Below are 22,396 nucleotides of genomic sequence, written 5' to 3' on the forward strand. Positions count from 1 at the left end.
TAGGTAAATACAGGATCGGCATCTCCATAGACTTTGCTTTGGCCCCCGTCTGCTGTGATATCCAAAGTTGCCGGAGTGATCTCAAAGTCAGCACTCGTGAAGTTGATCGTATAGTTTGGACCTGCATCCAGTGTACCCAGATTGATCGCATAAGTTCCGACATCTTCTCCGGCTGCTCTGGTCAAGGCTCCTGTTAGAATCGTCTCATCATCTCCTCCTTCAAAACCATCGGCCACAAAAGTAAATTCAGGATCTGCATCGCCATAGATTTTAGACTGGCCTGCATCAGCTGTGATATCCAAAGTCGCTTGGGTAATCTCAAAGTCAGAGCCTAAGAAGTTGATGGTGTAATTAGGTCCTGCATCCAGTGTACCTAAAGTAATCGGATAGGTTCCAACATCTTCTCCAGTTGCTCTAGAAAGAGTACCAGTCAGAATGCTTAAATCATCTCCTCCTTCGAATCCATCGGCTACAAAAGTAAATACAGGATCTGCATCTCCATAGATTTTAGATTGTCCTCCATCTACAGTCACTGTCAGGATTTTTTCTCCAATGGTGAAATCTGCTCCGGTATAGTTAATCGTATAATTTGACCCTGCATCCAGCGTTCCCTGATTAATTGGGTAAGTCCCAATATCTTCTCCCGAAGCCCTTTGTAGTTCCCCAGTGAACACAGCATCTGTATCACCATTTTTCAATCCAGAATATTGATATGTAAACACAGGATCAGTATCTCCATAGACCTTTGATTGCCCTGCATCGGCTGTGATATCCAAAGTTGCTGGAGTGACCTCAAAGTCCGCACTCGTAAAGTTGACCGTATAATTAGGACCTGCATCCAGCGTGCCCACATTGATCGGATACATACCTACATCTTCACCTGATGCTCTAGCTAAGGATCCGGTAATTACAACATCTGTATCCCCATTTTTCAATCCCGAATATTGGAATGTAAATACAGGATCAGTATCCCCATATACTTTGCTTTGTCCCGCATTAGCAGTGACATTCAAAGTAGCTGGAGTGATCACCAAGTTCCTACTTGTGAAATTGATGGTGTAATTAGACCCTGCGTCCAAAGTACCTTGATTGATCGCATAGGTTCCAACATCTTCACCTGCTACTCTAACCAAAGCTCCAGTGATGATAGACCCTGGATCCCCATTTTTCAGTCCTGAGGCAGCAAAGGAGAATGTTGGATCTGCATCCCCATATACCTTAGAATAGTTAAATGTGAACACATTTAAAGTAGCCGGTGTAATCTCAAAGTCCGCACCGGTGAAATTGATGGTATAATTTGGTCCTGCGTCCAGTGTTCCCAAAGTAATCGAATAGGTACCTACATCCTTACCTGGATCTCTTGAAAGAGCGCCAGTCATAATACTGCCGACATCATCCCCTGCTTCAAAGCCTGTAGCAGTATAAGTGAATATCGGATCTGCATCGCCATAGATTTTGGTCTGACCAAGATCAACAGTCACATTCAGAATTTTTGGAACGACTACAATAATAACCTCGATATCAACTTCAGATGAATTACCATTGACATCAGTAACAGTATATTTCACTGTATTGGATCCTTCATCAGTTTTGTCGAACAAAGTTTTGCTTAATACCTGAGAAAGAATACTACAATTATCGAATGACCCTTCATCAACCATTCCTGCTGTTAAATCAACTATACCAAATGCATCAACATTCAATGTGATCGTTGATTTTGCTAAAATCGTTGGTTTAATATTATCAACAACCCTGATTATTACGGATTGGGTAAAAGAATTTCCTGCTAGGTCGGTTGCAATAACATCCACAGGATTCGCACCTATATCAGAACAATTGAAAACTGATTTGCTTAAGCTTGTTTTGATAAGTGAACTTGGGGTATAATCATCAAACATACCACTTAATAACAAGTCACCTACCTTAACCTGAGGTGTGATTCCATTTGCATTTAAATAAGTTGTATGTCTTCCTTCTAAATTTAAGAATGGTGGGTTGACATCAAAAGTGACTGACAAGCCACTAGAGACAGTACTGTTATTGCCTGCCAAGTCAGCTTGGGTAGCTCTAATTACGTGAACACCTGTTGATACATTGCTTCCTGCGGTAAAGGTCCAATTACCTGAACCATTAGCTGTAGTTACACCTAAAGCTCCATCAACATTACTGATGACTGTAACAGCACTTCCTGGTAATGCTGTACCTGTGAATGTCGGTGTCAAATCATTGGTAATGTTATCTGAATCAGAAACTCCGGAATCAGATCCCGGTGCCAAATCCGGAGTACTTGGAGCCGGAGGAGCTTGGGTGTCAATAATTATTTCCAAAACATAAGATACGGCACCTACATTTCCAGCCAAATCTGTCGAATAGGCATATAATTCATGAAGACCTTCAGACAGTGAATTTGCTGTATTATCATACAACCAATTTCCAGATCCATCTGTAGTTGTAGTAAATGGGCCGGTTGAACCAGTTACCGCTATGGTTACAATCGAATTAGGTTCCGAAGTACCATAAAAAATCAGGGTGTTGTCAGAAGTAATATAATCGGTGTTGCTCAACCCAGTATCCTCAGTAACGCCAATTGGATCAGGAGGATTTGGAGCCATCATGTCGATAGTCACAGTTAAAGCACCAGAAGCTGAACCAGTATTTCCTGCTAAATCAGTAGCTATAGCCGTAATGTCATAAGTGCCTTCGGCAATAGCACTAGCAGGTGTAAATGTCCAATTCCCTGCCCCATCAGAAGTAGTCGAACCTAATTCTGCCGCATCAGCATAAATAGTAACAGTAGCATTTGATTCTGTATTACCTGTTAATTCCGGAGTATCATCCGAGGTAATATTATCCGAATCGCTCAAACCGGTATCACTTGCTGGAGTCAAATCCGGAATGCTTGACACCGGATTGGTTTGATCCAAAACAGTTGAATTATCTGTTTCATTTACCCCAACATTTCCAACCCCATCCTGCAGGTAAACAACCACAGTCAAACTTCCATCAACCAAGGAACTCACATCAACATTCACTACTTGACTTGAATTAACAACAGCTTTACTACCGCTAACAGTGGCTGTATTACCATCCCCTGCACTTGAAATTGAGTAGAAAACCGTTGCCCCTACTTCTGCATTTGAGACAGTAAAGGAAGTATTAGATGCTTCGATCGCATTGATCAAGGCATCATTCCATGCCACTGAATAGCCAGAAGGTGCTCCGGTGTCCTTGGTTTCTGTATCAGATACATTCGATCCTTGATTTCCTGCTGCATCCACCAAATAGATTGTCAAGGTAATTGTTCCATCTGTCAAGCCGGAAAGATCATAGCCAGCTCCACCATTGTCAAAGGTCTGAGCAGTGGTAACTACAGATTCAGTACCTGTAACAGGAGTTCCCCCTCCACTGCTGGTGAAGGAATAATGCAAGGTCGTCCCTACTTCCAAACCAGTTCCTCTAAACTCTATAATTGTCACATTGATCGGATTGATCAAAATTTCCCCTAATAAATCAAAGGCAACATTGTAACCAAATGGAGCCACAGCATCTACCAATACTCCTGAAGTGGACCCGACATTGTTTAATGTTAGGTTAGCATTGATCCCTGATGAATTTTGAATGGTTCCACCATTGAGATAAACTTCTGTAACCTCAACACCATCGGTATCCAAATCACCTGTGGCAACAGTATATCTAAAGAATAAGGAAGTAGAACCAGAGCCTGAAACATAGCTTGCAGCTCTTATATTTCCTCCGATAACTAGTGTGATCTCAGGGGAGCCGCTGATTGTTACTGCTTCTGAAAAATTAACAAGGAAATCCAAATTATTTCCAGCTATATAGGTCCCGTTAGCAGGAACACTTATATAGCCAATATACGGGGCTGGCTCTACATCTATGTTAATTGTACCAAATGATGCCCCTACTAGTCCATCAGACCCTGATAAGCCAATACTTCCGGCATTATCTCCAATTACCCCTGGATTGCTGGTATATTTAATCGAGGTTGGATCACTCAGGTAGGTATTTAAATTTGAAATAGTACCCGAAGTAGTCCAAGCTCCAGGAATTGGCTGGCTGATTGTGACACCAACACCAGGGCTAAAGGAAAGGGTGCCACCTAATGACAAATATGAAATACTCAAAACATCATCGGCTGCCGCATCTGGATCACCAAAAGTAGTTCCTGACAGATCAATATTGCTTGCTACACCTTCGTTAACAGTAATATCCGTTGGAACCCCCGTCAAGAAAGGAGGGGCACTGGCCAATTTATCTGCCGTATCATCTACTGTAGCACCCGTATTATTGAATGAATCCGTTAAATCCACAGAAAGTGTGATAGTACCATCGGACATTCCACTCAGGTCAATATTGGAAATGGTTTGATCAGTGGAAGAAATTGTTCCAGAACCCGAAACGCTGCTTCCCCCCGCAGAACTGGTAAATAGATAATTATAAGTCGATCCTATTTCGGCATTGGTAAAGCTAAAACTGACATTGGATGAATTGGAAGGAGTTATCGGATCCTGATTAATTTCTACGGTATAATCCTTAGGCGCTTCTAAATCTTCATCTTTGATAGTAAGGGTCACCTGATCTGGGGTCCCTTTAATTCCATTAGTCGGAGTTCCCATATCGATAATGATAGTCTCATCCCCTTCCTCAATACCATCATATTGAGAAGTAACACGAATACTATCCATGGTTTCTCCTGAAGATAAAGTAATGGTCGTTCCGGTAACACTATAGTCAGTTCCCCCTCCAGAGGCTGTCCCTGAAAAACTTAATGGAACAGTGACTGTTGTACCAGCTATTGCATCTAATTTAGCTCTTACATAGGCCTGACCACCACTTTCATCGGTTATTGGATTATATATGCCCAGTACCTCCAAACTTACTGTTGGCACGGGATCATCGTCAATAATTGTAAATGTTTGCTGTTGAACCCCATTTTCAACCCCATTTGTCACTGAAGTAATATCAATAATCACTGTTTCATTCCCTTCATACAAGGCATCAGGAACATTGGAAAGAATTACGGTACCAGTAGTATTTCCTGGATTGATAGTAATAGAAGTTCCAGATACCGAATAATCCACTCCGGACCCAGTTGCGGCACCACTGAAACCTAAGTTCACGGTTACTGGAGCTCCATAGACATTGGAAAGGGTGGCTCTAATGAGGCTATTTGTTAATAAGGATTCAGATTTTGACGTTGGAGTAAGAGAAAGTGTAACTGTAGGAACAGGGCTGCCATTTAGACTCGCAACATAATTCCCGGAACTATTGACTGTTCCATCATTCACTTCGAATTGAAAAGAGGTATTGGTCGAGCCATTTTGAATGTATTTAAGTCTTCCTCCATCTAGGCCTGCCTTGCCGATTTGTTGATTGACGGCTACTTCCTCTCCTGAATTAACTACATTATTGTCATTAATATCCAAAAACAAAACTCCTGAAGCAGGCAAAGATTCAATCAAAATATGACTAAGCGGATCCCCGTCAATGTCAGAATATCCAAACATTGATGTTGAAAAAGTATAGGTCAAATTCTCATAGGGGCCATTGGCAGCTGTAAAGCTGGATGCAGTAGGCGGGGTGTTTGGAGGAGGGACAGGGCCATATACGAATTGGTCCAGATAAAAATTGATATCAAGCGCCTCTATTCTGATTTCATCAACATCAAAAAAATCAGCATCTGATGAATAATCCTTATATCCATTAAAATTGATGCTTTTTTTCGCAGTTACCGCAGATCCATTCTTAAAACCCTGGATGGTTCCAGATGTTGATGCAAAGCCTGCATCCTGCAAGTAAATATTTTTAAACTGAAACTCAGTTCCATCATTTTTGATTATAGTCCATGTATTGATTGCCCCTACTGCCAAGTTATTATCATATAGCGATTTGGAACTTTCATAGCCTACACCAGTTCTAGCAATTATCTGTTTGTCATTTCCTGGATCATTGATAGAAAAAGTAAAACCTCCCTCTGAATAGCTTAAGCCCAATCCTTGATAATTGGATAATGACTCAAAATCTATTGTCTGAGAAAATGATGGAGAAATAAAGAATAGGAAAAAGAGAACAATCCCTAAAGCATAGTTGGTAATTCGATCCATGAGCATATTGATTTCAAGAGAGGTGGAAAAAACTCTTGCGGAAATTTCTAAATCAAAAAAGTAGGGAGAACCAGAAGCTCTCCCCTCAAAAATTTATTAATTTCTAGATGGGAAGATCCCTACTAGTGCAATGATATAATTGGATGCTAAATAGGGTTGCCTATTCTCGTGAGATTGATTACCACCGACACTTGAAATAGACGCCGGGTTCATAGGACTTACACCAGTTCCATCAGGTGTAAAAGAATCCCCATCTACTGTATTGCCACGCTCAATAGTGACTTGGTGCTTTGCAATAAAATTTCCGTTAGGAGTAGCAGAAGTCCCAGCATTAGGACTGGCATTTAGATTATGACTATGATTTGGGATTTGTAAGGTATTCAGCGTGACATTCTCAACACCTCCTTTTTGTCCCCAAGTGTAACTAGACAAACCTGGTCCATGCCCCATTCCAATTGCCGCTCTTCCTCTCATATCTGGAAGAGCAAATGTAGTTCTCCCATCACCACCATAAGTAGTTCCTAAAAGTGAAAACAAGGCCGTATATTGTGAAATAGGCAATAATTGACCCTCACAAGTCATCCAACCTCTAGGGGCAAAGTTAAAGCCCACCAACATAATCTGTCCAATAAATGGTTCCATAATTAAAAATAATTTAGTTGTAAAATATTTAAGTAAAATTGAAAATTATATAAAGTAAAATCCATACGTATTAATACGTAAATTGAATTCCTTATTCAAAAACTAAAAGGCTATAATAATACCCTTCACTTGGTAAAACTTACTACTCCGATCAATTTTTACATAAGAATCATGGAGGAAAACCGCATGTAAATAAAAACTACAATCTGGAGTAATTTCAATAAGAACTAATACACCTCCCTATCTCACTGTGAAGAAAAACCCCTTACTCAACCTAAAAATAATTCCAATTGAATCTCAAATTCATAAAAATAATTCAATTTGACAATTGATTTAACTAAAACTATTCAAGTCAGCATTAACAATAATAGGTTTTACAGTTTTTCATACGATTCTTAAAACCAACTAAAACCATAAAATTATTTTTTTATATATAAATAATTGTTTTTCAAGTATTAACAAATGGAAATCTTAGAAATTAGACAAAAAAATCAAAAGTCAGATTGAAAAAAAAACTCAAGCCTTTTTTAAGAAAAATATATAACCTAAATAGATAGTATTTTGCTTATCTTATAATAGTTAAGTCATTGCTCCATGCCAATCAAATCCTACCAAGGTAATAGGTATACGGGTCAAATTTGAGATGAACGAAATCCATTTTTACTAATAGTTGGAAGTTAAAGCTGAAATCAGAAATCAGAAGGCTCAATGGTGGAAGCTGAAAGAGGTTGGAAGGGTTGTGATGGTTGTGTGCCTGCGGCGTTGTTTTAATTTCAAAATTGGAAAATTGGAAAATTGGAAAATTGGAAAATTCGCCCGAGCGTCTGTCTTCAGGCGCGACATGTGAGTGGCAAGTGGTAAGAGGTCGGGAAGTTGGATTTGGGATGTTGTAATGGTTGTAATGGTTGTACGCTGCGCGTTGATGAACGTTAAATTTCGAATATCAAATCAATTGGCCCGAAGGAGATTAGTGGTCAGTTATCAGTATTCAGTCCATAGACAATAGTCCATGGTCCATAGTTGGAGGTTGGAAGTGGGAGTTTGGAGGTTGAAGGTTAAGTCAGAAAGATAAAATCAGAAAGCTGGAAAGGGTTGGAAGAGTTGTGGTGGTTGTGTGCCTGCGGCGTTGTTTTAATTTCAAAATTGGAAAATTGGAAAATTGGAAAATTCGCCCGAGCGTCTGTCTTTAGGCGCGACATGTGAGTGGTAAGTGGTAAGAGGTCGGGAAGTTGGATGTGGGATGTTGGAAGGGTTGTAATGGTTGTACACTGCGCATTGATGAACGCTGAATGTCGAATTTCGAATATCGAATTAGGATTTACCCTAAAGGGGCGGAACTTTGAATAGTCCTACCAGAGGTAGGCAGGCCTGTGGCTTTAGCCCTGGCATTAATAAAACATTGGCCATTTCCCTCGGCCATGAGATATCAATTGACCAATAGGCATTGTGCCGAGGAGGTGACGCAAACATCGTTTCTTCAACCAATCGAAATTTCCATTTTGGAGAAAATCAACATTGAGCTAAAGTTTCTTGTTTCCTAAATTATTCACCACAGAGACTCAGAGAACGCTGAGTTTACACGGAGTTTTTTCAAATCCTGAATATCGAAATACGAATTACGAAATGCGAAAGACGACACAACAACTCTTTTTCTGAATGTAGAACATCGAATGTTGAAATACGAATTACGATTCTCGATATGCCTACGGCTTTGGAGTGATTGGGATCCCGATAGTATTCGGGAGAGAGCAGGGAATAGGCCCAAAGGGCTGAGATTACTTAGAAGAGAAATCAAAACATAACCAAGAAGCACCAGAGGTGCGATAAGATGGTAGCCGTGGGTGAGCGAAGCGTAACCCAGGGTATAATAAAACAAATGGCCATTTCCCTCGGCCCGAAGATATCAATTGACCAATAGACTTGGTGCCGAGGAGGTGACGCAAACATCGTTTCTTCAACCCATCGAAATTTCCATTTTGGAAAAAATCAACATTGGGCTAAAGCTTCTTGTTTCTTAAATTATTCACCACAGAGACACAGAGAACGCTGAGTTTTCACGGAGATTTATTTTTCAAATACCTTTTCCCCAATCCCTCCTGGTGACTATCGGGATCCCAAATATCGAATGATGAATTTCGAATGTTGAATGATGATCCGCGATAAATATCGGGAATGGAAAACCTAGAAGCCCATGATCCAAACAATTACAACGCGTAGCAAACAACTATTACAACTCTTTTTTCGAACATCGAATGATGAATTACGAATGTTGAAGGACGAGTTCGGAAATCAGCGATAGGAAGAAAATCAGCAAAATCAACATTGGGCAAAAATGCCATTCCTATTTAAAAGACAGCTCAGATGGTTCCCCATTAACCATTAACAATGAACGGGAACTGAAATTTGTATTTGCTTTATGATTCTGATGCCTAATCCCTAATTCCGAAGGACGAGATACGAATGTAGAAATACGATCTGGAAGCTTGGTACTTTGTACTTGGTACAAGCTTCTTGTTTCTTAAATTATTCACCACAGAGACACAGAGAACGCTGAGTTTTCACGGAGATTTATTTTTCAAATACCTTTTCCCCAATCCCTCCTGGTGACTATCGGGATCCCAAATATCGAATGATGAATTTCGAATGTTGAATGATGATCCGCGATAGAAATCGGGAACGAGATCGCTGACTCCAGCAGCTTGGTACATGGTACATTGTACTTTGTACTAGGTTCTTGATTCTCGGTTCTCGGCTCTAAACTCTTGATTCTTGATTCTTTATTCTTGGTTCTTGTTTCTTGGCTCTTGGTTCTTAATACTTAACACATTAATAACCTTTAGATTAAACCCAGACAAATGGAGTTTGAAAAAGTTCTTTTTTTATTTTTCTCTTGATAAAAGGCCATATAAACCCAAACCTGATTTTCGGCTTCTATAGGCAAGGGAATTTGAATCGTTTGGTAACCTGTTCGTCGATATGCTTCCCCTCTCCATGAAAACACATGTTTTTTAACAGGATCATAAATCAAGATATATGATAAATCGGCATCCCTAGCTGAACCTTCCCAAGCATTGGGACTCCAATTCATTTTTATTTCCTGAATGGATATTCTTTCTGCCCTGGCATCAGCGGGACCTGTAAGAGATCCCATGGAAATCAATAACTGGTTGGGAATCACTTGAGGCTCTTCTCCATGTTGGATCCCGTTTTTTATTAAGCAACTCAGTCCTTGATGATAGCCTTTCCTTCCTCCTTTTTGAAAGGTTACCATTGAGAAGTTTAGTTCTTCTCTAAATGGTTTTAAGAAAATATTGGCAACGCTAAAAACAAGCTGATGGTACTTTTGAAGATCTGTCAATTCCTTTTTCTGCAAGGATGGTCTTTTTCTAACTATAGCCTGTCCTCCAAGCTCATAAAAGACAAGACTCCCTACCCTTCCTCTAATTTTTCCAAGTACTGATGGTTCCAGCTTTCCCATAATTTCTTTTCTATAATCTGATTCTAATACTTTATAAATTTTGAATTGGCTGTATTACTTTACCTAGCGCACATTTTCTACGGTGTTCATACCTCTTTTCTACCAGTTCAACAGCTAGGAAAGTCGTAGAAAACACGTAGGAAACACGTAGAAACCCCTAGAAATCACAAGAAATTATCAAACTGAAAATTCTTCGCCCTCACATTAATAAATAAAGCTTTCTACAGTGGATTTGGGAATGCCTGAGAATTCGGCAAACTCATCGATAGTTACAAACTGATGTGGCTTTTTACTGAAGGCAATTTTTATTTTACTAATAATCACCTGCCCATATCTTTCACTTCTGCCAGTAATCAACTGGACATCTTTAGGGTATATAACGCATCTTCTTTTAAGCATTTTTTCCTCAATTTCATCTTTTCATCTCTCCATTAATCTTTGCAAAATATCTAGCTGTGATTCCTGACCAATAATGACAGCCACCAAGTAATAGCATTATGGATTCTAGCCATTTTTCCATTTTGGGATACTCAAGTCTGATTCTCTCGGCAACTTGAATAATTTGCGAACGCAACCTTATAATTTCATTTTCCACACGGATTTTTGCCTGGGATGAACCTATAAAAACCTCTAACAAAAGCAGTTCATTTTGAAAATCCCCCATACTCCTCTCTTTCTCTGAAGAACTCAGATCGTTGGATAAAACAATCAAGCGAGAGACATCCCATTCCAATTTTTGAACGATCAAACTATCCTCAAAAAACTCCATCCTTAATAAATGAAGAGCTAAAAAGACCCCAGAAGCAAATGGTCTTTGAATTTGGTAATCCCGAAGATCTGGGGTACTTCTTTTGCATCTATTATCTAGCTCCCAAAGCAATCCTTCCAAATGAAAATCCCAGTTTTCTATCCATCCTTTTCTCCATTTTTTCTTATCTGACAACCTCAACATTTCCCTATTGAGTTTAAGAATCTCGAAAATCAATGGATTGAATCTTCTTTCTGTTTTTTCATCACATAAACAATTGATCCAGTCAAGGCCTTCCTCCGGTGTAATATGATCCAAACGATCATCCAAAAGAAAAAGGCAGCAAAAAAACTTCATAACTATCTCCAAGCGATTAATTTCCATTTCTGGAAAAAGGTAGGCTGCAAAGCGGATAATTTTTTGTTCCCTAATTTCAGCTATGTCATTTTTTTTCTTTAACAAATGAACATTCTCAAGCCATTTTAAAGTCTTTTTTTCCAATTGGATCAAATGGATACTCAGAGCAACAGGGAAAATCAAATCTTTCATTTCCTTTCTGATTTAAATTCCTTTTGAACATATCTTACTGTTCTTGCAGTACAGCCAAAATAGGATGCGATTTTATTTTGAGATAGAACCTCATCTATACCTGGGAATACTTGTAAAAATTTTGGATAGCTTTTATGGATCCCTTGACCTTTCAAATTGGAGCGCCGGGAAAATCTCTCCAAAAGCCGATGATTGATAGCCAAACCTAAACTGGTAAATTCAGGAAATAAACGAACCAGTTCCAGTTCAGATTTTTTGCTCACCTCAAAATAAACTACATCAGATAGGCACTTTAAATAGGACTTGGTCTTTTTTTCTTTCCAATAGGACTTGAAATCAAAAGCTATATCCGTCACTTTAAAAATCTCCTTCAAAGCCTCTCCCTCCTCTCCTTCTTTCAACAGTCCAATATAGCCCTCGCAGATATATCGACTGCAGATTTCGATTGTATTTGGTTCCTTTATTATATCTCCTCTCTTAGCTTTTTTCAGATATATGTAATACCTCAATTTTTCAAAATCCAGACTAAGTCCAGGTACCAACTGAACACAGTCTTCTTTCAGTTTTTTCAGGTTATTTTCCATAATGTACAGCTTTAAAAAATTGAGTTGATCCAACAAAAACCAAGAGTAAAGAATCTCTATAGTAAATCAACTACACTGTTAATGTATAAATAACTTAGTAGTACTCACAATAGCCAAAAGATAATTGAGCTGTATTTCATATTGATAGTGCGGAAAAATTTCCTAAAAAGTCAACCCTAATTATACTCTTGGGAAATAACACCTATCCCAATTTGATCTATCTCAAATAGTTTTGTTTGAATTCAATCTTGGAAAACAGGAGAATTTCAGGTTCAAATTCATTGAAAATTCTGAATAATGAGAGGTTCTAAATTTATTGATATAAAAGAGCAATTAATCTCCATACCATTGATCCTACTTTGGACTTATACTGGTCTGGATAAGTTGATCCGATATGAGGAAAGTAGAAAGGCTTTTCATAACCAGACCTTTCCTCCAGATTTAGCTGAGGTATTGACTTATGCTGTACCCTTTGTGGAACTACTCTTGGGACTTTTACTTCTCTTCCAAGCAACTCGTTGGTGGGGATATTTGGGAAGTATTCTTTTGCTAACTGTATTTACCAGCTATGTGGGATTAATATGGGTAGGTGCCTTTCCGAGAGTACCCTGTAACTGTGCAGGGATCCTGGAAAGTTTGGGTTGGACAGAGCACTTTGTATTGAATCTGGGATTGATAGGATTAGCGGTTTGGGGATTAAGATCCTGATAGTCACCGGGAGGGATTAGAGAGTAGTGGTCAGGGGTCAGGACCTGTAAGTTGTAAACAGTAAGTAGTAAGTAGTCCATAGACCACAGTCCATGGTCCAAAGTGGGAAGTTGAAAGTGGGAGGTTGGAACGCAAACAAATCCACCTTAATCCGCGATAATTATCGGGAGGGGCAAGGGGGATGTTTTATTCGGAGTTATAATTGTTGGAAGGGTTGTGGTGGTTGTGTGCTGCGGATTGTTGAAAGCTAAATTTCAAATCTCAAATTTCGAATCTCAAATCAATAGGCCTTAAGGGCTGAGATTTATCAAAATAAAAATCAAAGGCATTGCTGACAACTTTCCGGTGCGGGGAGAGGAAAGTCCTGCATATTCTCTGTCAGCATGGGGATGAGCCTACTCCTTAATCAGGAAATCCTGAAAAGGTTCAGAGACAGTCAATTGGAATTCACCAAATACCTAGGCTGTATCTAGTTATTTGTTCAACCTGAAGGCTAAGCCTTCACAAACAAGACGAAAATGAAACGATTAAAAAACCTGCTCCCAGCAATAGCATTGTTGGTTGGAGCAACTATGGCAATGGCAATGAACTTTGCTGATAATCCTACAATTCGATTTGCTGAAGATCCAGACACCCATGTTTGGTATGATCTAACAGGTATCACGCCTGGAGCGAGCACCTATGAGTGTGATTATGCACCAACTGAAACTTGTTCACGAGAAGAAGATTCAAATTCTTCTCCTCAAGTAGAAGTTGGAGAATTTGTCAAAAATGGATCACTCCCTTTGGCAATGCCATAAGGAGTAAAAAGGGGGCTTTTGCCCCCTGATTTCTTCAAGAATCAGGATCAACTTAAGAAGTTATACTTCCGTAAACATTAATTAAAATCATGAAAAAATTATTAATAGGAACATTCATACTAGTAGGATTATCATTTTCTGGAATCACTGTATTTGGAATAACATATTCCTGTTCAGTTTCATCTGATGAGTCTCAAAACGATGGTTTTTGTAGAGCACTATCCTCAGGAAATGGAGATATGTGCTTTACCTATGGACAAGGCCCCGCTTGTTCCGGAACTATTGAAGGAGGAGGAGTTGGAGGATAAAACCCATTCAATCTTTTAAAATTCAAAGGGCTACGGCATATAAACCGTAGCCTATTTCAAAAACCATGAATTATCAAATCAGATTACCGTTCCGTATTTTTTTATTTTTCCTCATAATTGGCTGCTCAGAAAAAGCTGAAGAAAGTCAATCAACGAAAGAAGTCCAGGCAGTACTTAGACCTGTTGGACTTACTAAACTCCCAACAGGATCAACCATGGGCTTTTTAACCAGCTCTATTTCCTATAAATGGGATGAAGAAAATAAAGAGGGAGTTATTTCGATTTATAATGTTGCCAATAACTCCATTTTAAATTTTAAAGAAGATAATCCAATCGATTATCAAGAAATAATTTTAGAAGAAGACGGCCCAAATAGTGTAGGAAATCTAGGACTACTGGCAAGTCATTTATATCACAACAAAGATTCAATTTTCATTTACAATAATCCCCTGGGTAAGCTTTTTCTTATAAATACCAAGGGAAGCCTTATTGACTCCTATCTAATTACAGATTATAAATCCAAAGAAAATTTCCCTGCTCCTTTTCCATCCACTTTACGGCCCTTTTTTCAAGTCAACAATAGCATCTTAATCCCATGCGGAATCAATAATTATTTGGATAAATACACGAACTACCCTTCCACCCTATCTTTAGACCTCAAAACCAAAAAGATTAGCTACAACTCTGTTTATCCAGAAATTTATGATCAAGCTTTTTGGGGAGTCTCTTTTAAATGGGACACTGGATTGGCAATTAATTATTCAAAAGCTCAAATCATTTTCAATTACCCAATTAGCAACGAATTATACATTTCGGATTTGAGCTTCACTGAATCAAAAGCAATCAATATTTCATCCAAATATTTTGATTCCCCTCAACCATTCAGTTCCAATCCAAAAGCCTACTTGGACATCAATAAAAAATTCGATTATAAATCCATGGAGAATGAAGCTATGTCCCATTCAGATTTTGCAGGTATTCTCTATGATGAATTCAATAACGTTTATTATAGAATAGTCTACCTGAGACCAAACCTGGAGGAAATAAAAGCAGGAAATAAAGCTCCCAATTTTTCGATAATCACACTGGATGAAAACCTACAAAAGATCGGTGAAGATTTTTTCGATCAAAAAACCTATGACAACTCCATGATTTTTGTGAGTTCCAAAGGTCTAAACATAGCCAGAAAAGACCTATTCTATGAAAATGAAGAGTTAATTCAATTTGAGGTATTTACACCAAAAAAAAATAAAACTCAATTCAACAAAAAAAAGCTGTGAACCGAAGTCCACAGCTCAACAGCCCAAGAGATGTACGGGAGGGCTGCTAAAAATGCATGACTACCTCAAACCATCCTCAAAGACCTACCTCACATTCTGAGGCATAGGATTTAGGTTGATTTCCAAAGGTGGAATCTCCAAAGCATAACGGGAATCATTGGGAAGTAAAGTCGCCGAGCTTTCATTAAACTCTCTGTTCAATGTAATTGCCAATTCCGAATAAAGGTTATACCTCTTTAAATCCATCCATCGGATGTCACGGAATGCCAGTTCCTTTCTTCTTTCCAAAATGATCTTTTCCATCAATTCAGCCCCAGCAAAATCTCCTTCCCAGACATAGCCCTCTGCCATTCTGTTTTCCAACAAATATTTTAAGGCTTCATTAGCCTCTGCCTCATAACCTGTTCTAGCTCCCGCTTCTGCCAGATTCAAAAGCACCTCATCTGTTGCTATCCCTCCAAACTGATAAAAGTCTCCCGTATAATTCCCCCGAAAATTATATAATGCTGAATCGCCTGTTTCCCTAAAAAAGAAAAAAGGTCTCATATCCAGAGAATCATACAAAGCCACCAATTCCGGATTGACATAGTTCTCTCCATTGGTGGTAAATCTGGAATTCATCACTCTTCCATAAAACACTGTTTCAGGATGCATCCGCTCAAAGGAATAGGTCAAAGTAGAATCCAGCTCCCTATAGTTCATCAAGGTATTATCTATTGCCAAAGCCCTACTACTAGCCTGATAGGATTCCTCAAAGGAATGCATCATCAGATAGACTCTTCCCAACATGGCTTGTGCTGCCCATTGGGAAGGTCTACTTGGGATATCAGCTTGGACGGGTAAAAACTCCAAGCCCTCTTCCAAGTCCAATAGTATCTGTGCAAAGCTTTCTTTCATAGTTGCTCTACCCACTTTCTGATTGATATCAGAAGTCAGTCGGATCGGAACTCCCAGCTGATCCTCGCGACTCGGATCAAAAGATTCGGCAAAAAGCATCAGCACCTCAAAATGTCCCATGGCTCGGTAAAACCGCGCCGAAGCCTCCAGTTCCAACATGCGATTCTCTTCTACCTGATTTTGTGGGCTGAACTCATTCAGTCCATCCAACACCACATTGGCATAAAAGACTTTCTGATAGGGGGCTGACCAGTTCACATCATTCTCATCCGGTAGATAGATCTCCTTTTCCCAGAAGTAAACCGCATTTTGATTAAAGGACAATCTTGCCAATAAGCCCGATCCAAAATAAGGATCATCCGATGCAATAAATCCGCTCATCGGCACCACATTCATTCCATATAATTCCGCATCCAGGAGTCCCTGAAAATCATCCAAGGTGGTTGGAATCACCAAATTTCGATCGGGTTTGCTATCCAAATAATCCGAACAGGCTCCTAATCCCATTGCCAGCCCCAATTGACAGAGCAGGTATATTTTATTGAATTGATATCTAATATTTCTCATTTTTTTGTTTCGTTTTGAATAGTTTAATTCCTTTCTCTACTGTTCTAATGCACCGTCAAACCCAAAGGGATCCCGGAGTGGCCCGAAGGCCCGGAGATGAAATATGAGGAAAGTATATCTCCTGACTCCGGGAATGGATTGGACCTCTTTTCCTATCCTCTTTTATTGGTTTTGAGTCGCTTTTCGAAGCCGCTTAAAAACCTGCTCGTAAGCCAAAAGAGAAGGTGGTCAAAGATGGGCTCAGTATATAATCTGGGTCCTGTACAGCATCCGTTGCCTTCCAGAGTACTCCCAGATTGTTGATATAGACAAAGGTTTCCAGAGAATTGAATAATGGTTTCCCTCCTTCTTTTTTCGGCCAAGTATAAGCCAATCTTACATCCTGCATTCGGATATGATCTCCCTTTTCTACCAAGGCAGAACTGTTGAGATAAAAGCCATTTCTATAGGCATTCCTTGCACCAGGGTCTGACGGAACGTTGGTAGTCTGCTCATCTCCCGGCTCCTGCCATCTTCTTTCATAATCTCCATGACTGATCTCTCCCAAATTGACATTGTCATAGGATACCGAAGGTCTTTTAAAGTAATAGCCCAGTCTATAAGAGATATTGGCAGATAGGCTCCAACCTCTATAACTGAAGGTATTCCGAAAGGCTCCGAATCGGGTGGGTCTGCCGCTGCCATGGAATCGGATATTTTCAGGAGTCGCTTCCGAATAAATAGTCAGGTAATCCGTACTGGCTTCTCCATCCACATAGCCCATGGGATCACCGGTATCCGGATCCAATCCTGCAAAAGGAAAACTGAAAATGGAAAAGAGGGGCTTTCCAATTACAGGAGTCGGAAGCGAAGGACTATAGCTGAGCAATTGGGTTCCTGTAGGATTATTTTCCACTCCAGTCACTTCTTCTTTTACCAAGCTCAAAAAGAAACTACTCTCCCATTTCAACTCTCCGGTCGTATTGATGCTGTTGATCACCAGATCCCAACCTTTGGTTTGTGTGGATGCATAATTCAGCGTCGCTTCTGAGAAGCCTGAGGAAGGATACAGCGGAATATTGCCCAAAAGATCCAAGCCTTCTTTCTGGTAGTAATCCAGTGAACCCGAGAGTCTTCCACCTTTGATCCCAAAGTCAACTCCTGAATTCACGATCTTGATCCGCTCCCACCTCAGTTCCGGATTGGGTGGAGTCCTGATTCCCAAAAAGGGAAGTCCGGTATTGAAGTTCAATGCTCCTCCAAAGGTATTTGCCGTGGTCACTGCTGTTACATTGGAATTGGTATTGCCATTGTAGCCATAGCTGAATCTCAGCTTGAGAAAATCAAAGATCCTGTCTTTCAAAAATTCCTCTTCTGAAGCAATCCAACCCAAACCTGCCGACCAGAGTGGAACGGACTTTTGATTCGTCGCCACTCCAAAAAGATTGGAAGCATCTCTTCTCAAGCTAGCATTTAGCAAATAGCGGTCTTTATAAGCATAACCCAGATTCCCAAATACCGAAACAAAGCGATTGATCCTGCCTTCAAATTCTTCTCCAAATGGAATGGTTCTGGACCTTCCAGTTGCATACTCCCTCCATCGAGTCAGATAATCCACTGGCATGGAAGTTCCGTTTTCCTCGCTATAGCCATAAGAACTGCTCTGATAGCCTTGAGACTGGTAATCCTTCACTTCACCTCCCACAAAAGCCTGGATGCTATGAAAGCCATTCCAGGTTTTGGTATAGTTCAACTGCCCTCTCACATTATGGCTAAAGGCTGATCCATAATTGGAATACAAGATTCCTCCCATGGGAACGTGGTGGATCAGACCTCCTATTTCGTCGATCTCTGTGTAGTTGTTGATCAGGTTTCTGGCAACATAAGATTCCAAAGGATGGTGGGTACTGCCCTCCTGTCGATTGTTCCAATACTGGTAATTGGCAGAAAGACTAAAGCCTCCACCAATTTGATAGTCCAATCCGGCAAACAATCTAAGATCATTGGAATTGCTCAATGTTTTGTTTAACCCCAACTCTCCAAGGGGAACATAGTTCCAGTCCAAGGCCAATAGATTCTGATTGGCTTCCTTGAATCGAACTGAATAATCCTGATATACGGGAAGAGGATTTCCCGATTCATCTGCCAATCTATCGTAAGGAAAGAAGTTGGTACCCGGCATCCCGTTATAGCTTTTGGCCTGAACCCAATAAGCTCCTATAGTCAGGGTCAGCTTATCTTTAAAAGTCTTCCAGCTCTGTCGCGTACTCAAAGTCAGTCTGGAATTATCAGCTTCCACGTCTTGTCCCAGATTTCTGTCCCAACCTGCACTGAAGAGGTAGCTATGCTTTTTGGATCCTCCTGATACATTTAAAGCATATTGCTGTTGGGAAGCCGAACGCTTGAAGTATTTCTCCTGATCCCTTCTGATATCTGAGTTTCTCAATACTTGCAATCTCGAATCTAGTTCTGCTTGGGAAATCTCTCCCTGCTCAAATGCATACATCGATTCGGCCAGGGGATTGACCACTGGATTTCTTCTGTTTCCGATCTGGGAGGCATAGTACCCATTTTTATAAAGTTCCAGTTGCTTATCCAGCAGAGAATTGATGGACATCAGGGGATAATAAAAAAGATCGGGTTTTTCCACCTGTGTCAGATTCATCGTGAGATTAACCCGGGATGGGCTTTCAAAGCTTCCCTTCTTGGTAGTGATCACGATCACTCCGTTTCCTGCCCTCGCTCCCCAGATGGAAGCTGCTGCCGCATCTTTCAGCACGGTCATACTGGATACATCATTGGGATTAATAGAGGAAAGCGGGCCATCATAGGCCAGATTGTCCACCACAATCAGGGGCTGACTATTGGAAATCAGCGTGGCTGTTCCCCGGATGGATATACTTTCTCCAGGCTCCAGTCTGCTGTTGTCCCGATTGAAGATCAATCCGGGTGTTATATCTTCCAGTCTATCAATCAGATTGGTGGAAACTCTTCTATCCAGCAATTCCTGATCTATCCCCACAAATGAACCTGTGGTTCGCTCCAATGGGAGCTCCTGAAATCCCGTAGAAAAAACCGTCACTCCTTCCAGAGCCAGATCTGATTCGATTAAGCCTACATCCAATTGAGTCTGATGGGCAGAAACCAACACTTCCTGCGTCGCATAACCGATAAAGCTAAAAGTCAAAACCCGTTCTCCCGAAGGAATTGAAAGTAAATATTGTCCCTCTTCATTAGTGACAGTTCCTTTGCTGCTTCCTTTTAGAATTACTGTCACTCCCGGAAGTGAAGAGCCATCCGAAGCAGCAGTCACCTGACCCTTTAGGATCCTTGGATTTGTTTGGGCTATCCCCAGAAAAGAAAAGCCCCAGCATATTGCCAGTGTATAAACCAGCTTAGTCATCAATGTTCTCATAGTTTGGCTTGGGTTTGGGTCTGCTGAACCTTTTCTTTGAAAAAGCTCTCAAAATTGTTTTTGATGCCTTCCAAAGTGGTAAAGCCTGTACGCAGATTGAAGGACTGTATCTTCCCTTCCGCATCGATCAACATGGTTTTGGGAAAGGCATTGATTTCATAGTAGGATCTCCACTTTTTCTTTTCCTCTCCCCTGATAATGAAATTGGGAATGGAGGGATCTGAATACTTGTCTATTCTGGACTTCCAGAGATCGAGGTCTTCATCGATGGAAATGGCTATCAACTGATAGTCTAGATTCTGGGTTTGCTGATAAAGGGGATAAAGAATCTGATCGAAAAAGTCCGCACTGTGAGCACAGGAAGAGAAGTAGAAATAGACCAGAGTTGGCTTTCCCTGAAAGAGATTTTCATCATAAAGCTCTCCTTGTAGACTCTCCAACTCAATTGGAATAACCATTTCTCCGGGAACATAGGCATGTTTCAGATTGAGCAGTCTATCCCTCCAGGGGGCAGTTTCTGTATCTTTCAAATAGGCATTGATTACCTTTTCTGCATTGGGAATATCTGATAGATATTCGGAGAGGTATCCACTAAGCAATCGGTCCGCCAGTTCTCCGGAATAGTCTTCCCTTACTTGACCCTGAAAGCTTCCCTTTTTTAGCAAAGCTCTCAACATGGTTTCTTCCAATGCCAGGTTCAGGTAGCCTGAAGAAACCAATTGGGCAGCAGAATGAAATTCACCTTCTTGTTTTTGATCCCAGATCTTGAGCTCATCAATAATTGCCAGTACCCTATCAAAATAAACCGCTTGCTCCTCTACTGAAAAACGGGCAAAAACCTCCGGATAATGGAATTTTCGAAAAGATGCCAGCTTACCTCCATAGAGTTTCCCAACCGTTTCTGTCAGAAGCAATTCATAACGCTCCTCTCCGATTTTGTCTCGATAGAAGTCCAGAACCTCCAAACGGAGAGCAAGCTCATCTTCCGTATTTTCCAGATCATCAAAGAAGTGATCCATCGCTTCCTTTCCCAACTCTAGCATTTGAAAATGACTACCAAACTGAGATTCGTATTTTTCAATTAATCCCTCCTTTTCCACACTTTGGAATCGGGGGCTGGATTTGCTTCCAAACATGAGCATTGGAGTATCAAAATCATCTCGAAGCTTCTCTCTATATAAGGCATATTGGGCTTCATAGAAATCAGCATCCGGACCTGCAAAAACCAAGGTGGAATGATAGAGATCCATGTTGATCTTTAGGCTATCTCCCGGAAACATCAGAAAGTCTTCCAAAAGAATTCTTTCACCGATCGTCAGGCTGAAATAGCCGGGTCTATCGAAAAGCTCTAGTCTTTGGCTAAACTTTCGGATTCTATAATCCGAAACCCCATCATAAAACTCTCCTTTCTCGAGATTCACTATCGCCTCCTCTTCAAGAAAAGGAGCATCCTCAGAAAAGAAGTAAGGAGTCCAAGTAAAATAAAGCGGCCCCAGAGAATCGGGATTAATCAGCTCGCCATAAATCAATACCTCTCCACTGACAGGGGAATCCAAACTCCCTTGACTGAGAGAAATAGAATCATCAAAAAACTGATTCCCAAGTAAAGTGGAGCGGGTTTCCCCGCTCCGAAGGGACATCTTTGTAAGCTGAGGAAAGTTTGATGTCCCGGGTGAGTCAGCAACTTGACTATTTACAATAGTGGGGGCTCCAAATAAGAATAGGAATAAAAAGAAAGTGGCTAGGATATATTGAAAGAATCGTTTTATGGAGATATACAAACCTTCGGTTTGTGAGATATGCAAGACTTTGTCTTGCGAAATAGGCAAACCTTCGGTTTGCGAGATAGGCCATCCTGCGGCTGGCGAAATAATCCCGATAAATCGGGAGAGATATAGCTCCTTCTTCGCTGAAATATTACTCCCTTCGGTTATTGAGATAGGCAATCTGTTGGATTGCGAGATATATCGACTTCGTCGATGAAATATGTCAGCCTGAGGCTGACGAAATAAATCTGCTATTCGCAGTGAAATAGAGTAGTCGCTTTGCTCCTGAGATATGGGAGCTAGAGGTCGATGAGATACCCCGATATTTGCGGGGAGATAAGATATTATTCTCGGTAAAGGCAAACTGCTTCTATTGGGAAAAGGACATAGCTTCGCCGGGAAGCATGTGTGTATTATTTTTTTCATGCTTTGAAATGCCCTAGGACAAGCGGAAGAAGTAATACCGACAAGGCAATGCTACACCACAGCGCACAAGTCTCCCAGCTAGCCCTTGGGGCTTTGTTAAATGTGAAATGATTGGTTAGAAATA

At 40.5% G+C, this 22,396-nt stretch carries 13 protein-coding genes; 4 read left to right on the forward strand and 9 right to left on the reverse strand.

From position 1 onward, the window contains the following. From BUF13_RS20055 to BUF13_RS20080, 6 genes are all read right to left on the reverse strand, one after another. The coding region (locus tag BUF13_RS20055; protein ID WP_244547799.1) for an MBG domain-containing protein at nt 1-6,125 on the reverse strand (6,125 nt) is incomplete at its 3' end. Nucleotides 6,126-6,221: 96 nt separating this feature from the next. Next, nucleotides 6,222-6,767 (reverse strand): phage tail protein, encoded by a 546-nt coding sequence (locus BUF13_RS20060; protein WP_170865157.1) that lies wholly within the window; start codon nt 6,765-6,767, stop codon nt 6,222-6,224. A gap of 2,836 nt (nt 6,768-9,603) precedes the next feature. Beyond that, nucleotides 9,604-10,245, reverse strand: a complete 642-nt coding sequence (locus tag BUF13_RS20065; RefSeq protein ID WP_073573622.1) for a DUF6266 family protein — start codon at nt 10,243-10,245, stop codon at nt 9,604-9,606. 204 nt (nt 10,246-10,449) lie between these two features. Then, nucleotides 10,450-10,644, reverse strand: a complete 195-nt coding sequence (locus tag BUF13_RS20070; protein WP_073573623.1) for a hypothetical protein — start codon at nt 10,642-10,644, stop codon at nt 10,450-10,452. A gap of 13 nt (nt 10,645-10,657) precedes the next feature. Further along, complete coding sequence (locus tag BUF13_RS20075) at nt 10,658-11,542, reverse strand: terpene synthase family protein (protein WP_073573624.1); 885 nt, start codon at nt 11,540-11,542, stop codon at nt 10,658-10,660. Further along, nucleotides 11,539-12,126 (reverse strand): cyclic nucleotide-binding domain-containing protein, encoded by a 588-nt coding sequence (locus tag BUF13_RS20080; RefSeq protein ID WP_073573625.1) that lies wholly within the window; start codon nt 12,124-12,126, stop codon nt 11,539-11,541. The genes BUF13_RS20075 and BUF13_RS20080 overlap by 4 nt, the downstream gene beginning before the upstream one ends. Nucleotides 12,127-12,423: 297 nt before the next feature. Between BUF13_RS20080 and BUF13_RS20085 the strand changes: the two genes are divergently transcribed. From BUF13_RS20085 to BUF13_RS20095, 4 genes are all read left to right on the forward strand, one after another. Continuing rightward, complete coding sequence (locus tag BUF13_RS20085; protein ID WP_073573626.1) at nt 12,424-12,834, forward strand: MauE/DoxX family redox-associated membrane protein; 411 nt, start codon at nt 12,424-12,426, stop codon at nt 12,832-12,834. A gap of 518 nt (nt 12,835-13,352) precedes the next feature. Continuing rightward, on the forward strand, nt 13,353-13,634 hold the full coding sequence (locus BUF13_RS20090) for a DUF6520 family protein (protein WP_073573627.1): 282 nt from the start codon (nt 13,353-13,355) through the stop codon (nt 13,632-13,634). Nucleotides 13,635-13,723: 89 nt separating this feature from the next. Beyond that, nucleotides 13,724-13,942: a hypothetical protein gene (locus BUF13_RS20570; RefSeq protein ID WP_134204610.1), complete on the forward strand. Its 219-nt coding sequence runs from the start codon at nt 13,724-13,726 to the stop codon at nt 13,940-13,942. A gap of 65 nt (nt 13,943-14,007) precedes the next feature. Next, nucleotides 14,008-15,222 (forward strand): DUF4221 family protein, encoded by a 1,215-nt coding sequence (locus tag BUF13_RS20095; RefSeq protein ID WP_073573628.1) that lies wholly within the window; start codon nt 14,008-14,010, stop codon nt 15,220-15,222. Between the two features lie 84 nt (nt 15,223-15,306). Here the strand turns inward: BUF13_RS20095 and BUF13_RS20100 are convergent, their stop codons facing one another. From BUF13_RS20100 to BUF13_RS20110, 3 genes are all read right to left on the reverse strand, one after another. Continuing rightward, nucleotides 15,307-16,686, reverse strand: coding sequence for a RagB/SusD family nutrient uptake outer membrane protein (locus tag BUF13_RS20100; RefSeq protein WP_083586537.1), 1,380 nt, complete (start codon nt 16,684-16,686; stop codon nt 15,307-15,309). A 193-nt stretch (nt 16,687-16,879) separates the two neighbouring features. Further along, nucleotides 16,880-20,080: a SusC/RagA family TonB-linked outer membrane protein gene (locus BUF13_RS20105; protein ID WP_083586538.1), complete on the reverse strand. Its 3,201-nt coding sequence runs from the start codon at nt 20,078-20,080 to the stop codon at nt 16,880-16,882. After that, nucleotides 20,077-22,272: a TlpA family protein disulfide reductase gene (locus tag BUF13_RS20110; RefSeq protein ID WP_083586539.1), complete on the reverse strand. Its 2,196-nt coding sequence runs from the start codon at nt 22,270-22,272 to the stop codon at nt 20,077-20,079. Before BUF13_RS20110 ends, BUF13_RS20105 begins: the two co-directional genes overlap by 4 nt. Nucleotides 22,273-22,396: the final 124 nt, after the last annotated feature.

Source organism: Algoriphagus zhangzhouensis (genome assembly GCF_900148515.1).
Taxonomy (GTDB): Bacteria; Bacteroidota; Bacteroidia; order Cytophagales; family Cyclobacteriaceae; genus Algoriphagus; species Algoriphagus zhangzhouensis.

Bases quoted from the DNA above. Each gene is read 5' to 3' on its own strand.
- BUF13_RS20060 (WP_170865157.1), bottom strand. From the start codon at position 6,767: ATGGAACCATTTATTGGACAGATTATGTTGGTGGGCTTTAACTTTGCC.
- BUF13_RS20065 (WP_073573622.1), bottom strand. From the start codon at position 10,245: ATGGGAAAGCTGGAACCATCAGTACTTGGAAAAATTAGAGGAAGGGTA.
- BUF13_RS20070 (WP_073573623.1), bottom strand. From the start codon at position 10,644: ATGCTTAAAAGAAGATGCGTTATATACCCTAAAGATGTCCAGTTGATT.
- BUF13_RS20075 (WP_073573624.1), bottom strand. From the start codon at position 11,542: ATGAAAGATTTGATTTTCCCTGTTGCTCTGAGTATCCATTTGATCCAA.
- BUF13_RS20080 (WP_073573625.1), bottom strand. From the start codon at position 12,126: ATGGAAAATAACCTGAAAAAACTGAAAGAAGACTGTGTTCAGTTGGTA.
- BUF13_RS20085 (WP_073573626.1), top strand. From the start codon at position 12,424: ATGAGAGGTTCTAAATTTATTGATATAAAAGAGCAATTAATCTCCATA.
- BUF13_RS20090 (WP_073573627.1), top strand. From the start codon at position 13,353: ATGAAACGATTAAAAAACCTGCTCCCAGCAATAGCATTGTTGGTTGGA.
- BUF13_RS20570 (WP_134204610.1), top strand. From the start codon at position 13,724: ATGAAAAAATTATTAATAGGAACATTCATACTAGTAGGATTATCATTT.
- BUF13_RS20095 (WP_073573628.1), top strand. From the start codon at position 14,008: ATGAATTATCAAATCAGATTACCGTTCCGTATTTTTTTATTTTTCCTC.
- BUF13_RS20100 (WP_083586537.1), bottom strand. From the start codon at position 16,686: ATGAGAAATATTAGATATCAATTCAATAAAATATACCTGCTCTGTCAA.
- BUF13_RS20105 (WP_083586538.1), bottom strand. From the start codon at position 20,080: ATGAGAACATTGATGACTAAGCTGGTTTATACACTGGCAATATGCTGG.
- BUF13_RS20110 (WP_083586539.1), bottom strand. From the start codon at position 22,272: ATGAAAAAAATAATACACACATGCTTCCCGGCGAAGCTATGTCCTTTT.